Raw genomic sequence first — 15615 nt, forward strand, 5'->3', positions numbered from 1 at the left:
ACGGCCCTCAGGCCGAACGGGCCAGCGCCATCAGCTGATAAGGCTCCAGCAACAGCTCTTGGGTCGCGATGATGGTCTGTCCGGCGAACAGGTCCACCATCGTCTTGCGCATCCCCATCTGGCGCAAACGCCGGGCCTCGAGTCGCTGCGGATGCTCACTGAAATTGCCGAGCACGAAGACGGTCGACTGCTCGCTTGAGCGCAGGAAACCGAACACATGCCGGTTACCAGTATCGAGCAGTTCGGTATCACCGCGCGCGAAGGCATGGTTGTGACTGCGCACCTGCAACAGCCGTAGCAGCCCCTGATAGACGCGCCCCGGCACCGTCTCCATATCCCGGCGCTGTTCGGCGCGCTCCCAATCGAATGCGCCGCGATGCAGCCAACGCGAATCTCCGACCTTCTCCGGATCGCGGTCGTAGTCGTAATCGTTGAGGGTCGCGATCTCGTCACCGAGGTAGATCAGCGGGATACCGCCGATCATGATGATGACGCCGTGGATCAACAGGATGCGGCCGATCGCCAGCTCCAACTCACCGGCATCGCCTTCGGTGAGGGCCTTCTCGACACCAGTGAGCGACGCGCAGGTGCCGGAGACGCGGGCATCGCCGGTCGCCGGGTCCTCCTGAAACGGGGCGCCACGCGCAAAGCTGCCTTCGAAGCGACCCGTATAGAAGCGGGTCAGGAAGTTCCGGTGCGGTCCCGGATCGAATCCGACCGCTTCGACATCGTCATCGGCAAAGGCCCACCCGATATCGTCGTGACAGCGCACATAATTGATCCAGGCGCAGCCCGAGGGGACCGCGAAGCGACTCTGCATCGCCCGCTGCAGCACGCGCACGTCGCGGGTCGCGAGCGCATCCCAGAGCAGCGCCATCAGCTGCGGATTGTAGGAGAGCGGGCATTCGTCGGTGCTGATGTACTCGCGCACCTCGTCCGGGTGCACGATCGCCTCCGATTTGAACACCATTGCCGGCGCGGCGATGCTGACCAAGGCATTGAAGGCCTGAATGATCCAGTGGGCCTCGGGCAGGTTCTGCGAGTTGGTGCCGAGCCGCTTCCACAGGAAGGCCACCGCATCCAGGCGCAGGATCTCAACGCCCTGATTGGCGAGGAACAGCATCTCCTCGAGCATCCGGTTGAAGACCTCCGGATTCTCGTAGTTCAGGTCCCATTGATAGGTGTGGAAGGTGGTCCAGACCCACTTCTTGATGCCGGTCCGGTAGGTGAAGGCGCCCGGATGATCCTCGCCGAAGACCTCGGGCATGGTCTTCTCGTACAGGTCCGGCAGCGTCCGATCCGGGAACAGCCGATAGTAGCCCTGCTGAGTGCGGTCGCCGGCCAAGGCCGCGCGCGCCCAATCATGCTCGTCGCTGGTGTGGTTGAACACGAAATCCAGCGTCAGCGAGATACCGTGATGGCGCAGCTCGGTGGCCAGCTCGGCCAGATCGTCCATGGTGCCGAGCTCGGGATCGACCTCGCGGTAGCTGCTGACCGCGTAACCCCCGTCATTGTCGCCATCCGGGGAGCGGAAGACCGGCATCAGGTGAAGATAGGTGATGCCGAGCTCGGTCAGATAGGGGATGCGCTCGCGCAGCCCGGCCAGGTCCCCGGAGAAGAGGTCGACATAGCACATCGCGCCGACCATGCGGTTGGACTGGTACCAATAGGGATCGGCGCCGCGCATCGCATCCAGTGCCTTGAGCTCGGGCGAGCGCGCGATCCACATCTCGGTCGCCGAGGCGACGATGCTCTCGAGGTGATAGAAGAAGTCGTAGTAGCCGCCGTAGAGCCCGTACAGCCGCTTGAACAGCCTCGGGAAATGGCGCTCCAGACGCTCGCGGTAGGCGAGCCATTCGACCTCGTCGACGGCGGTGCTGAAACGCTGCTCGAGCCGCGGCAGCAGGCGCGCGAGCGATCGGTCCGCTTGCTCGCGCACCCAATGCTCATCGTTGATCGGGGTCTTATTATCCATCAAAGGTTGATCTATCTACCGGGAAGGTTCGAACACGAACAGGGTGGCGCCTAGTGCAGTCATGCGGGGCCTTGATCCGGCGCCTTAGATTCGCGGGCCTTGGTTCAGCTAAGCGCTTGTCCGCGAATAACTTGAACATTTTCGCAAAGCTGGCCTTGCGTTATGGGTGCCAGCAGGCCAGACCTGTTCAGGTTATTTGCGGACGGGCCCTAACCATCGACCTCGACAACAGCGCCCTGCCCGTCCCGGCCCTCGACGAGCACGAGCTTGCCCAAGGTCGGGTGGCGCACGACGATCACGTGGAATGAGGGATACTGTTTCGTCGTCACGACCGTCCCCTCCTCGCACAGGTCGGCAATGACCTGCTTCTCGGCGTCGAACATATGCATCGATTCGTCTCCTGAACGACAGACTGCGCGCGCCCGCGATCGGGCACTGACGGCATCGGTAGACCTCAACCGGGCACCGTCCAAGGGCCGTCATCGACCACCTCGCGATCAGTGCCCGGGATCACCTCGTTGGCCCAGCGCGCGAGGCCTCGACCTCGCGCGCTGCCGATGCAGGAAGGTCGGTCAGTGTGCTCGCAGGAGGGCTGCCTCGTCGCCGCAGACGCCCGAGCCGTCGGCGGCGCGGGCGCGGCTTTAGGGGTCTCGTCAGGCGGCCTTACCCCGTCGACGCAGCATCAGGGTAACCGCAATGCCGGCAATGGCGACGCCCGCGACGCTGATCAGCACGGCGTTGTCATCCAAGAAGGCGATTCCCAAGGTGCTGATGATCAGAAAGGCACCGAAGACGGACATCTTCCAGTCGATATAGATCCCTGACAACAGCGCCGATAGCCCGAGGATGTAGGCGACCACGAAGCCTTGGCTCTCGGCATTGAGGAAGTGTGGGGTATCGCCCATGAATAGCAGATTGATCACGATCAACACGGCACCCCAGTAGATGACCTGCTTGCCGACGTAGATCGCCTTCTCCTTGTTCGTCTCGCCCGAAAACCGCCAGCCGCCGACCACCGAGACCAACGCGACGAACGGCATGAACAGCTTCCAGAGCTCGGTCGCGCGGGCCGGCTCGGCATCGGTCATACCGGTCAGGATGATCGAGGCGATATAGAGGGCCAGGTAAGGCAGGCTGACGAACAGGACCTTCGTCCAGCTCAGTGTGTTGGCGTCACGGTCGTCGGTCATAGCAGCATCGGACACGTTGATGTCTCCTGTTGGGCGGTTCGATAAGCACTATATTAGTGAGGTTATTATCCAGCTTAGGCGATTGCCGGAAAAGCTCGTACCGAATTGCGCAGGATGTTCGTTTGCCTTCGAGGAGCGTCGCCGGGAGCATAGCCGGGCTATGTGACCGGCGGCGCGACGAAGACGGCGAGCGAAAAGACCAGCAAGGCGGTATGAGCTTTGACAGAAATCGCCTTAGCAGCCGTCGGCCTGATCAGCCTCGACCGCCTCGAGCAATCGCTCGTAGACCTGCGGGAAGCTATAGGCGACACGGTTCCAAGAGGGTATCAATTTCGCTTCTTGCGGCCCCTTGGTCTGCATCCAAGCATCCCAGAGGAACCCGCGAAAGTGCCCGGCCGCGGCCTCTTCGGCATAGAGATCGTAAGCAAGGTTGTTGACGTCGGCATCGTAGCTGTACTTGCGCACGTAGGTGAGCGCGGTCTGGTAGTAGGTGTGTAGCAGCATGTCGAGATAGGCATCATCGAGCGGCACGCCGTGCGAGCGCATATAGGTCAGATAGAACTTCGCGATATCGACGACCATCCGGTGCAGCCCCTTCGAGGTATCGTCCGGGGACAGCTCCTGGTGCTTATGCTCGTAGTTTGGCGCAAGGTCGATCTGAGCGACCTGCCGCCGGGTCAGCTGATCGTAGACCTGGGAAAGGGTCGCGACCTCAAGGCCCCAGTCGTACGCAATATTCAGGCCGCGCGCGAGATCGGACGTAAAACAGAATTCACCGGCGAGCGGATACTTGAAACCCCGGTGGTACTCGAAGAAGCGCTGCAGCTCGGGCATCCCCTGTGTGCACATCACGCGGGAGAGGGTGTCGACGAACGGCGTCACGAAGAGCCGCGTCACGCGCCCCTTCATCGCGAGCTCATCAGGTGAGATCCGCGCGTAGTACCCCTTGCAGAACTGGAAGGCGTTGTTGGGATTGGCAACCGGCTCGATCAGCCGACCGAGCATGATGCGGTCATAGGTGACGATGTCGCAGTCGTGCAGCGCAATCGTATTGGCCTCATCGCGGGCAAACAGATAGCCCAATGAGACCCAGACCGACTGTCCCTTCCCCTGCATGCCGGTCGGGATCTCGCGCTCCTCGAGCTCCCGCAGCAGGCCTTGGACACGCGGTCCATCGACCCAGACCACGCGAACCCGGCAGTCGGGGCGTGCCAGCCGTCCGAAATAACGCTGCGCCTCGCGAAACTGCGACTCATCCGAGGCGCCACCGAGCGCGACGACGATGCTGCGAAGATAGCGCACCTCAGCGATCCGCTCGACAATCCGGTCGAGGACATCACCATTGCTGATCTCGCTGAAGAGCGACGGCAGCAGCAGGCACATGTGGTCGTGCCTAGCGTGGGATTCGAGCCTGCGCTCAAGATTACCGAGATACTCTCCCTGATCGAAGGCCTCGTAGAGCGCATGCAGCGTCGTGATCTGTGGCTCTTGATGGAAATCAGCCATGCCTCGTCAACTCCTGCGAAGGGGGCGGGGATCGACCGCATGGGCGCCCGACCGCGTACCGCGGCCGAACGCCTATAAGCCACCAGTGTCAGCTGATCGGGCGGATCGGAGGGAGACCCTACTCGTGAGCAATCGGCTTGTCGGTGAAGAGATAGTCCTTGAGCTCTTCGTCGAACTTGCTGTCGCGCCGCCTGATCCACTCCAGCAGCATCGCCGCATGTTCCTTCTCTTCATCCCGGTTGTGGGCGAGGATCGCCTGCAATGCCTTGTCCTGACAGGCATCGACGCGTTGGTTGTACCAATCTACGGCCTCGAGCTCTTCCATCAGCGACAGGATCGCGCGGTGCAGATCGCGCGTCTCGTCCGACAGCTCATTGATCGGCTCGTGATAGCCCTCGTTTGACATCGCCATCTCCTGAAACAAACTACCGCTCGAAAGCGTACTCGAAGGTCTTGATCACAGCGACCGCGCTGCCGAAGCACGCAGACGCCGCGCCATTGTCGGAGGCCGCGGGGCAAATTACAACGCACGATCCGTGATGCTGGCGGAATCAGCGCTCCCGGGTCCAGCGCAGAGCGCGCTCGGCACCGGACCGGTCAGGACAATGCGCCGGGATCGAGCGACAAGCCCGCTGCACCGCCGGCCGAAGCACCGGACGAGCCACCTCGACCTGCCGCACCCAAGGAGACCAGGACTTGTGCGTCGCTCGGCAGCACGTCGACCTCGGCACCCGATTCGATCAGCTGCTCGGTCTCCATGACCTCCATCACCGCGGCCAACGTCTCGGGGTCCTCACGCGCGATCTCGTTCAGCGCCTCGCCGACCACGCGCGGGCGCGTCGCGGCGGCCTCGGCCATCTTCTGCGAGACCTTGTAGGCGGTTTGACTCTTGATCAGCCCGACCCGGTTCTCGCCGTCCTGCTTCATCGCGCTGGTGACCTGGATCAGGCGCTTGACGACCTTCTCGGTGATGTTGTCGACCATCTGCCGATCGGTGAAGGCAACCTTGCGGATATAGACCGACCCCAGCTTGTAGCCCCACTTCTCCGACAGCGGCGAGACCGTCGCCCGCACCTTGCGGCTGAGCTGATGGCGGTCCTCGAGCATCTTGTCCATCTCGAGATTCGACAGCGTCGAGATCGTCGAGCTGGCGACATTGGCCTGCAACGATCCCTCAGGGTTGGCGTTGGTGAACAGATAGGCGACCGGGTCGCAGACCTGCATCTCGTACCAGATGCCGACCCCCATCGGCGTGCCCTCCTCCGAGTTGACCATCAGGTCGCGGAGATAGTACTGGCGCAGCGCGGTGTTGACCCGATAGCGCTTGCCGAAGAACGCGACCAGAAGCGCCTTGGGACCGAAATGGACCAGGGGCCAACGCAGACCGGGCTCCTCCAGTGTGCCGATCACCTTGCCGAACAGGGTGAAGACCTGCGCCTCGCGCTCGCGCACGACCGCATACAGACCGAGACCCCGGGCAAGCCCGAGCAGGACTGGGATGGCCAAGATACCGAGCACGAACGCGATCAATGGAGAGAGAGCGGAGACAGGCATGTTCGAGCTCCTCAGCGCTCAGACTGTACTGACGAGTGTCCATCCGATACCGCCGACGGCGCGCTCGACGGCGGCTGGAACGCAGGCGGCGGCGTCTGCTGGGACTTATGCTGGGGCCTACTCTGGGACCTACTCTGGGACGCGCTGGAACCGGGACCGGCGATCTGGACGATCCGCTTGGCCTGCTTCAGCAATGGGATGCGCATGTTGCGGATGTAGGCGCGCAATGCCTCGCCGCCACCACTCTGCTTGATGGCCTGGAGCGTCCGGGCGAGCTCACGCAAGGGCGCGACCTCGGCCTGGGCATTGTTGCTGGCGATCTCGACTGCGCGCTTGCTCATCGTGATCTGCTGCTCGGCATCGGCGCGGGCGGTGCTGATATCAGCCGCGACCTGATTGCGGGTGCTGTTGATCGCCGAGAGGGCTCGATCCACCTCCGAGGGCGGGTCGATCTGGGTGATCAATGCGGCATCGAGCTCGATCCCATAGCGCGCGCCGGTGGAGCGGCACTGGGTCTCCATGTAATCGTTGAGCAGCGGCAAGTTCTTACGCAGATCGTTGATCGAGACCCCTTCGGTCAGCTCGACCGCGGCGCTGCTGGCCTCGCCCTGCATATCATCGGCATCGACCAGGCTCTGGCCCTTTGGGTCGACGAAGTTGGCGATGCGCTCGCGCAGCACCGAGATGAAATAGCCCATCACGTGCTCGAGCGGGCTATCGACCCCGAAGCAGTAGGCGTAGAGATTGCCCTCAGCGACCCGAAACCGGATCTGCCCGTCGACCCCGGTGGTCAGGTTGTCCTTGGTAACCGCCTCGATCGTTCGCTGCGACTTGGTCGGGTCCCAGGTCAGATCGATCGACTGGGTCGCAATATCGACCTTGTGCACCTCCTGCCAAGGCCATTTGAAGTAGGGCCCGCCGGGGCCGATCACCCGCAGCTGAGGAAACTGATAACGCTCGCGCTCGTCATCATTGAGGCTGTCGTCGGCCACCATTTGATCGCCGAGACGGATGGCCCGGCCGAACGAGGTCAGGACGGCGCGCTCGTTGGGCTTGACCGTATAGAGCGCACGGACGATCACCTTGAAGCCGATGAAGACGAGTAGACCGAGAAGAAAGGCGGCTGGCAGCATCGAACCCCCTCTGTCGCGATGGTATGGCGTCGGCTGACCGGGTGACCTCTAGGATAGCCCGAATCGACTTGCGCCCGCACCGGCGGCTCGCGTCTGGGTGACCCCAACCCGCTCCGGCCACAAGCAGGCGCGCCGGGATGACCGATTGCTGCCAAAAAGGTTGGACTCGCGCTGATCAGTCGGTCCTGAGATCGTTCGCCTTCACGCGGCGCTGCCTTGGGAGCCCGAATAGAATGGCTCCTACCGCCATCACATCAGAGTCCGCTGTCTCATCCCAGACCGGATCGGCATCTTCGGCGGAGCACCCCGTATCGGACGGCAATGCATATAACGTCCTCGCCTCACCAGCCGCCGGATCACGGACTGGGAGATGAGGGGGCGATCACCGGCATGACTCCGTTGGTCAGGTTTCACCGATCAGTTGAACCCGCCCCTGCTCATCGACTGCCTCCATGCGCACATCGAAACCCCAAAGCCGACGAATATGCTTGAGCATCTCATCGAGCGAGTCGCCCAGAGGGCGTCGATTGTGGCGGAAATGGCGCAGCGTCAAAGAGCGGTCGCCCCGAACGTCGACGTCGTAGACCTGGATGTTCGGCTCGCGGCTGCCGAGGTTGTATTGATCCGCAAGCCGCTGTCGCAGATGGCGATAGCCGGCCTCCTCGTGGATCGCAGTGATCTCCAGCGTCTCTTCACGATCATCGTCCGAGACCGCGAACATTCGAAATTCACGCATCAGACGCGGCGACAGGAATTGGGCGATGAAGCTTTCGTCCTTGAAGTTGCGCATCGCAAAGTCGAGCACCTTACGCCAATCCTCACCGGCGATATCGGAGAACCAATAACGATCCTCATCGGTGGGCTCCTCGCAGATCCGGCGGATATCCCGCATCATCGCAAAGCCGAGCGCATAAGGGTTAATGCCGCTGTAATAGGGCGAATCAAATGGCGGCTGGTAGACGACATTGGTATGCGACTGCAGCACCTCGATCATGAATCCGTCGCCGACGAGCCCGAGGTCATAGAGACGATTGAGCAGCGTATAGTGCCAAAAGGTCGCCCAGCCCTCGTTCATCACCTGCGTCTGACGCTGCGGATAGAAGTACTGTGCCACCTTGCGCACGATCCGGACGACCTCGCGCTGCCAAGGCTCCAGCAACGGGGCATTCTTCTCGATGAAGTAGAGCAGGTTCTCCTGCGGCTCAGCGGGGAAGCGGCGCTCGTCGAGCCGGCCCTCCTCCTTTTCGTGTACTGGCAGCGTTCGCCATAGATCATTGACCTGGGACTGCAGATAGGCCTCGCGCTCCGCCTGCCGGCGCTTCTCCTCGGCCATCGACAGCGGTGAGGGTCGGCGATAGCGATCAACGCCATAGTTCATTAGCGCATGACAGGAATCGAGCAGCAGCTCGACCTCCTCTGTGCCATAGCGTTCCTCGCATTCGGCGATATAGCCTCGCGCGAAGACCAGGTAGTCGATGATCGCGTCGGCGCTGGTCCAAGTCTGGAACAGATAATTCCCTTTGAAGAAGCTGTTGTGGCCATAGCAGGCATGGGCGATCACCAGCGCCTGCATCGGCAATGTGTTCTCCTCCATCAGGTAGGCGATACAGGGATCGGAATTGATCACGATCTCGTAGGCCAGCCCCATCTGCCCGCGCCGATAGGTCTGCTCGGTTGCGACGAACTGCTTACCGAACGACCAATGATGATAGTTGATTGGCAGTCCGACCGAAGAATACGCATCGATCATCTGCTCTGACGAGATCACCTCGACCTGATTGGCATAGGTATCGAGGCCGAAGTCGTCACAGGCGACCTTGGCGATCTCTTGATCAAAGCGCTTCAGCAGCGGAAAGGTCCACTCGGAGGTCTCGGAGATGAGGCGATTGTCTGCCATAGAAACTGCGCGATCAGAGCTAGGTGCGGGATGGAGGGACGAGAGCGGTCAGCCCGTCCTCGGCGCTACGCCTCCTGGCGTTTGAACAATTCGCGAAAGACCGGAAAGATGTCCTCGGCACCATTGATCTCCTCCATCGCGAAATGCGGATAGACGGCCTTCACATCCTGATAGGCATACCACAGGCTTTGGTGCTGACGCGGCGTGATCTCGACGTAGGCGTAATAGCGAATCAGCGGCATCAGGTTCTGGATCAATAGGTCGCGGCAGATACTCGAATCGGAATCCCAGTTGTCTCCGTCCGATGCCTGCGCGGCATAGATATTCCAGGTCTCCGAATCGTAACGCTGGCGAATCACCTCGTGCGCGAGCTGCAACGCACTGGACACAACGGTGCCACCGGTCTCCCGCGAGTAGAAGAATTCCTGCTCATCGACCTCCTGCGCAATGGTGTGGTGACGGATGAAGACGACGTCGATCTTGTCGTAATTGCGCTGCAGGAACAGGTAGAGCAGGATGAAGAAGCGCTTGGCGAGGTTCTTGCGCACCTGATCCATCGAGCCCGAGACGTCCATGATGCAGAGCATCACCGCCTTGCTGGTCGGCTCCGGCTGCTTGGTGAAGGCCTGGTAGCGCAGATCGAAGGTATCGATGAACGGCAGCGCCGCGATCCGGGTCTTGAGCCGATCGATCTCGTCTCTGAGCGCGACGACGCGACCATCCGATTCGTCGACCCCTGCCGCGATCAGCGCCGCAAGCTCTTCTTCGAGCTCTCGGATGCGGCCGCGGTGCGGTGCGCCCAACGCGGTCCGCCGGGCGATCGCACCGCGCAGCGAGCGCACCACGTCGATGTTGCTGGGCGACCCCTCGGTGGCGTAGCCGGCTCGAACGGTCTTGAACTCGGTTGTGCCGATGAGCTGGTTGCGCACCAGATTGGGCAGCTCGAGGTCATCGAACAAGAGATCGAGGAACTCCTCGCGCGAGAGCTCGAAGACGAAATCATCCTCGCCCGCACCGCCGCGCCCCGCCCGTCCTTGGCCGGCGCCCTGGCCCTCTCCTCCCTCGGGGCGCTGAACCCGGTCACCTGCCTCGAACTCCTTGTTCCCTGGATGCACCATGTCGCGGCTACCGCCTCCACCATGGTGGAACTGGGGCTCAGAGATGTCCTTGGACGGGATACCGACCTTCTCGCCGCCGTCGATATCGGTGATGCTGCGCCGATTGACCGCATCGGAGGCAGCCCGCTTGAGCTGGGTCTTGTAGCGCCGCAGGAACCGCTGACGGTTGACGGTGCTCTTGTTCTTGCCATTGAGACGGCGATCGATGAAATGAGACATAGGTTGGCGCGGAATCCCGGTTGCTCGTGCGTTCTCACCTCGCGAGCGACTGGACTACTGCGACTTGCGAACGCGCAGATACCACTCGGAGAGGAGACGCACCTGTTTTGGCGTATAGCCCTTGTCGACCATACGGTCGACGAACTGTTCGTGCTTCTTCTTCTCGTCGGTCGAGGCCTTGGTGTTGAACGAGATGACCGGCAGTAGCTCCTCGGTGTTCGAGAACATCTTCTTCTCGATCACCACGCGCAGCTTCTCGTAGCTCGTCCAGCGCGGATTGGCGCCGTTGTTGTTCGCCCGAGCGCGCAAGACGAAGTTGACGATCTCGTTGCGGAAATCCTTTGGATTCGAGATCCCGGCCGGCTTCTCGATCTTCTCGAGCTCGTCGTTCAGCGCCCCGCGATCCATCATCTCACCCGTATCCGGATCACGGTATTCCTGATCCTGAATCCAGTAATCGGCGTAGGTCACATAACGGTCGAAGATGTTCTGGCCGTACTCGGCATAGGACTCGAGATAGGCCGTTTGCAACTCCTTACCGATGAACTCGGCGTAGCGTGGCGCCAGGTACTGCTTCAAGAAGCTCAGATACCGGTCCTGGACCTCCTGCGGCAGATGCTCGCGCAGGATCTGCTTCTCGAGCACATAGAGCAGATGCACCGGATTAGCAGCAACCTCGGTGTGGTCGAAGTTGAACACCTGCGACAGGATCTTGAACGCGAAGCGGGTCGAGATTCCAGACATGCCCTCGTCGATCCCAGCATAGTCGCGATATTCCTGTACCGACTTCGCCTTCGGGTCCGTGTCCTTCAGGTTCTCCCCGTCATAGACGCGCATCTTCGAGAAGATGCTCGAGTTCTCCGGCTCCTTCAGGCGTGTCAGCACCGAGAACTGCGCCATCATCTCGAGCGTCCCGGGCGCGCAGGGCGCATAGTTCAACGAGCTGTTACGCAACAGCTTGTCGTAGATCTGCTTCTCCTCGGTCACCCGCAGGCAGTACGGCACCTTGACGATGAACACGCGGTCGAGGAAGGCCTCATTGTTCTTGTTGTTGCGGAACGACTGCCACTCGGACTCGTTACTGTGCGCCAGAATGATGCCCTGGAACGGCAGCGCCGAGAGGCCCTCGGTGGCGTTGTAGTTACCCTCCTGGGTCGCCGTGAGCAGCGGATGCAGCACCTTGATCGGCGCCTTGAACATCTCGACGAACTCCATCAGGCCCTGGTTGGCCCGGCACAACGCGCCCGAGTAGCTGTAGGCGTCGGCATCGTTCTGCGCAAAATGCTCGAGCTGACGGATATCGACCTTGCCGACTAGCGCCGAGATGTCCTGGTTGTTCTCGTCGCCCGGCTCGGTCTTGGCGACCGCGATCTGCTCGAGGATCGACGGATAGAGCTTGACGACCCGAAACTGGGTGATATCACCGTTGTACTCTTGCAGCCGCTTGACGGCCCAGGGCGACATGATGGTCCGCAGGTGGCGCGCCGGGATGCCGTAGTCTTCTTCCAGGATCTTCCCGTCCTCTTCCGGTGAGAACAACCCGAGCGGCGACTCGAACACCGGCGAGCCCTTGATCGCGTAGAACGGCACCTGCTGCATCAGCTCCTTGAGCTTTTCCGCAAGCGAAGACTTGCCGCCGCCGACCGGGCCGAGCAGATAGAGGATCTGCTTCTTCTCCTCCAGGCCCTGCGCGGCGTGCTTGAGGTAGGCGACCAGGTGCTCGATCGCCTCCTCCATGCCGAAGAAGTCGGAGAAGGCCGGATAGCGCTTGATAACCTTGTTCTGGAAGATGCGGCTCAGGCGCGGATCGTTATGGGTATCGATCAGCTCGGGCTCACCGATTGCGGCAAGCAGGCGCTCAGCGGGTCCCGCGTAGGCCATCGGGTTGCTCTTGCAGAGCTCCAGGTACTCCTGAAGGCTCATGTCCTCCTCGCGGGAGGATTCGTATCGGGCCTGATAGCGCTCGAAGATCGACATCAAAGGTACCTCGCTCGGAAGTCACGATCGGGAAGGCGCCGCCCCAGCACGCCGGGTGATGGAGGCGAGCTCAGAGGCGCGCCAAATATTCTAGTCGTTCGGTCTTGTGTGGTTTAGCAACAGATGCACACAGCAAGCCGTTCGTACAAGTCTCTTCTCAGCCCACTGCAATCCGCGCGCCACGCTGCTCGAAGGCGTCAGCGCCTCGGAATTTTGATCTAGATCATGCCAGGTTTGGGTGCCCTGTCGTCAAGGAACCGCACCATCTAGGTGCGAAATGGCGCTAGCGCGGGGCACCTGCAAGGGCACGACGAATCGCGAGCACGCCGCGACTCGATGAGACGCCTGCAGTGTTCCGGATTAGACAACGACCAGCGAAGGGGTTCAGGGCCACACTGCGTGCTAGAGGGTAGAGGGCATTGCTCGATCGCGCTCGGCTCGCGAGTCAGCTGTCCTGAAAGCGTTGCGCAATCAGCGCGGCACGATCGAGGGCCAGCCAGAGCAAACCGATTGCGATCGCCCCCCCGAGGACGACAAGCGGCTGCTCGATCGCGACCACGATCAGACTCGAGACCGCGATCAGAACGAACAGCAGCGGCGGCAACGGATACCAAGGCACCCGAAACGGGCGCACCAAGCCGGGCTCACGCCGGCGCAGCCGCATCAAGCCAAGCACGCAAAGCAATGAGAATAGGACCAGCGTGAAGCCAGCGAACCCCAGCACGAACGCGAATGAATCGGTCAGAATGAACGCGAATGCAAGCGCCGCAAGCAGCAGGACCGAGCGCGTCGGCGCGCCCCGAGGGGAGCGCCGACAAAGCGGGGCCAAGATGCTCCGGTCACGCGCCATCTCCTCGATCACGCGCGGTCCTGCCAAGGCCATCGCGCTGATCGTCGAGATCAACAACAGACTCAGCGACAGGCTCAATAGCTGGCCCCCAACTGGCCCCACCATGTGCTCAGCGGCCAGTGCCCCGACCTCAACCGTCCCAGCCAGCGAGGCCAGCGGAACCGTCCGCAGAAAGGTCAGATTCAGCAACAGATAAAGGGACGTCACGATGAGCGTGCCGCCGATCAAGGCCATCGGCACGCTGCGCTGTGGGTGCCGCACCTCGGCCGTGACGTAACTCGCCGCGTTCCAGCCCGAGTATGCATAGGAGACATAGACCAACGAGAGCGCGAAAGGCGCTGAGAACACCGCATCGAGCGTTGACGGTCCAGGCCAAGGCGAGAGCGCCCCGGGCGGCGCGGTCACCGCCAGCCCCAGGACGCAGAAGACCAGGATCAATAGGATCTTCAGTAGCGTCGCGCCGACCTGAAAACGCCGTCCCCAACCGACATCGAACCCCTGGATCAGCGTCACCAGGACCAACGCAGCCAATGCCAGCCACTGTGGCGGCACCGGGAGCACGGTCCCGGCATAGCGGCCGAATGCCATCGCCGCCAGCGCCATCGGGGCTGCGAAACCGACGGTCGTCGAGACCACACCGGCAAGCTCCCCAAGTCGCGGGCCATAGATCCGGGATAGGAAATGGTACTCGCCTCCCGAGCGCGGCAAGGCCGCGGCCAATTCGGCGTAGCACAGCGCACCCGAGAGCGCGACCAAGCCCCCGACCAGCCAAAGCAGCAGCAATGCAGCACCGTCCTGCACGCCCTCTGCCTGCAGGCCCAGGGTGGTAAAGACTCCGGTCCCGACCATATTCGCGACCACCAGCAGCATCGCGGATCGGGCATCCAGCGCAGGCTCAGAGGGTTTCGCCCCGTTGACGGGCTGAGGGTCGACGTCGAGAGCGTCTGAACTGCGCAAGTCGTTCTACACCTCCGCGGTAGATATCAGGGCTGGTATGGTCACTCGCGCTGGTTTCCGGACAAGCTGAACCATCGGTGCTGACTGTTCCGGCGCCTTCTGTCTGGCGATCAGGCGGAATGGCTCTATCAGGGCTGGACATCAGGGCGCTGACGCGCCGACCCGTCCATCGCGGTCTCAATCCGGGTCCAGCAGCGTGAAACAGATCAGCGTCGCGATCAAACCGAACGTGATCAGGCAGCTGGTCGCACCACAGACCAGCAGTAAACCAGCTGCGCCGGCCCAGGTATAGAGACAGGCCGTGCGATTGCGCCGGTAGACCCGAGTCCGCTTACGCTGCTGAAATGCCTGATAGTCGGATCGTCCCGCACAAAGCCAGTCCAGTGCCTGACGCGGCAGAGCGCTCAATCGGGAAGACGTCCGGGATCGGTGCATCGGTGCCATCACGATTGCCTGAGGTCGCGGCGCAAAGGCCGACAGAAACGGACCCATTCTCTGGAGGTATGGCGCCGAACCAGGGTGACCGCAAGGATCGGTTGTCATCCCGGTTATCCTGATCCAGAACGCAGAGCAGGCAAGCCGCTACGCCCAGGAGTCACCCACATTAGCCACCCACATTAGCCACCCAGGAGCCAGTCGATGACCGCAACCGAGATCCGCATCCAGGCCGAGCCCTTCGACCCCGCCGCCGAGCAAGACGCACTCCGCCGTGGAAAGCCACAAGTCGGGGCCCTCGTCGCCTTCGTCGGCCTGATGCGCGACATCAATGACGACTCAGCGGTGCGCAGCATGACGCTCGAGCACTATCCCGGGATGACCGATCGGTCGCTCGAGGCGATCGCCGCTGAGGCCGGCCGACGCTGGCGGCTCGAAGCGATCCGGATCATCCATCGAGTAGGCCGACTCGAGCCGGAAGACCCCATCGTTCTGGTCGCCGTCGCGAGCCGGCATCGCGGCGATGCATTCCGGGCCTGCGAGCTGATCATCGATTACCTCAAGAGCGAGGCGCCCTTCTGGAAGAAGGAGCAGACCGATAGCGGCGAGCGCTGGGTCGAAGCGCGTTCATCGGACAGCGACGCCAAGGCCCGCTGGAAGCCGGAGCCCGAGCGCTAAGGCGATTGCCGGAAAAGCTCGTACCGAATTGCGCAGGATTTTCGTTTGCCTTCGAGGAGCGTCGCCGGGAGCATAGCCGGGCTATGTGACCGGCGGCGCGACGAAGAAGGCGAGCGAAAAGACCAG

General features: G+C 62.0%; 13 protein-coding genes. 1 reads left to right on the top strand and 12 read right to left on the bottom strand.

All coding sequences use genetic code 11. The features are described from left to right. Positions 1–7: 7 nt before the first annotated feature. The 12 genes from CKO40_RS12855 to CKO40_RS12910 form a co-directional block, all read right to left on the bottom strand. Entirely contained in the window at positions 8–1975 is a 1968-nt protein-coding gene (locus CKO40_RS12855; protein WP_200346616.1) for an alpha-amylase family glycosyl hydrolase, read from the bottom strand. Between the two features lie 209 nt (positions 1976–2184). Next, positions 2185–2364, bottom strand: coding sequence for a hypothetical protein (locus tag CKO40_RS12860; RefSeq protein ID WP_200346617.1), 180 nt, complete (start codon positions 2362–2364; stop codon positions 2185–2187). Between the two features lie 264 nt (positions 2365–2628). Beyond that, positions 2629–3180 carry a hypothetical protein gene (locus CKO40_RS12865; RefSeq protein ID WP_200346618.1) on the bottom strand — a complete coding sequence of 184 codons (552 nt, stop codon included), beginning with the start codon at positions 3178–3180 and terminating at the stop codon, positions 2629–2631. A 219-nt stretch (positions 3181–3399) separates the two neighbouring features. Continuing rightward, positions 3400–4671 (bottom strand): glycosyltransferase family protein, encoded by a 1272-nt coding sequence (locus CKO40_RS12870; protein WP_200346619.1) that lies wholly within the window; start codon positions 4669–4671, stop codon positions 3400–3402. A gap of 118 nt (positions 4672–4789) precedes the next feature. Then, a complete protein-coding gene (locus CKO40_RS12875; protein ID WP_200346620.1) occupies positions 4790–5077 on the bottom strand; it encodes an encapsulin-associated ferritin-like protein in 288 nt (95 codons plus the stop codon). A 191-nt stretch (positions 5078–5268) separates the two neighbouring features. Continuing rightward, complete coding sequence (locus CKO40_RS12880) at positions 5269–6225, bottom strand: SPFH domain-containing protein (RefSeq protein WP_200346621.1); 957 nt, start codon at positions 6223–6225, stop codon at positions 5269–5271. Between the two features lie 11 nt (positions 6226–6236). After that, positions 6237–7358 (bottom strand): SPFH domain-containing protein, encoded by a 1122-nt coding sequence (locus CKO40_RS12885; RefSeq protein WP_200346622.1) that lies wholly within the window; start codon positions 7356–7358, stop codon positions 6237–6239. A 403-nt stretch (positions 7359–7761) separates the two neighbouring features. Continuing rightward, positions 7762–9255: a SpoVR family protein gene (locus tag CKO40_RS12890; RefSeq protein WP_200346623.1), complete on the bottom strand. Its 1494-nt coding sequence runs from the start codon at positions 9253–9255 to the stop codon at positions 7762–7764. Between the two features lie 65 nt (positions 9256–9320). Beyond that, positions 9321–10592 carry a YeaH/YhbH family protein gene (locus tag CKO40_RS12895; RefSeq protein ID WP_200346624.1) on the bottom strand — a complete coding sequence of 424 codons (1272 nt, stop codon included), beginning with the start codon at positions 10590–10592 and terminating at the stop codon, positions 9321–9323. 54 nt (positions 10593–10646) lie between these two features. Then, positions 10647–12569: a PrkA family serine protein kinase gene (locus tag CKO40_RS12900; RefSeq protein ID WP_200346625.1), complete on the bottom strand. Its 1923-nt coding sequence runs from the start codon at positions 12567–12569 to the stop codon at positions 10647–10649. Between the two features lie 445 nt (positions 12570–13014). Then, complete coding sequence (locus CKO40_RS12905) at positions 13015–14376, bottom strand: APC family permease (protein ID WP_242477009.1); 1362 nt, start codon at positions 14374–14376, stop codon at positions 13015–13017. 177 nt (positions 14377–14553) lie between these two features. After that, a complete protein-coding gene (locus CKO40_RS12910) occupies positions 14554–14784 on the bottom strand; it encodes a hypothetical protein (RefSeq protein ID WP_200346626.1) in 231 nt (76 codons plus the stop codon). A gap of 231 nt (positions 14785–15015) precedes the next feature. Here CKO40_RS12910 and CKO40_RS12915 point away from each other — a divergent pair, with 231 nt between their 5' ends. Next, positions 15016–15489 (top strand): molybdenum cofactor biosynthesis protein MoaE, encoded by a 474-nt coding sequence (locus CKO40_RS12915; protein WP_200346627.1) that lies wholly within the window; start codon positions 15016–15018, stop codon positions 15487–15489. The last annotated feature ends 126 nt before the right edge of the window (positions 15490–15615 follow it).

Source organism: Halochromatium glycolicum, from assembly GCF_016584085.1.
Lineage (GTDB): Bacteria > Pseudomonadota > Gammaproteobacteria > Chromatiales > Chromatiaceae > Lamprobacter > Lamprobacter glycolicus.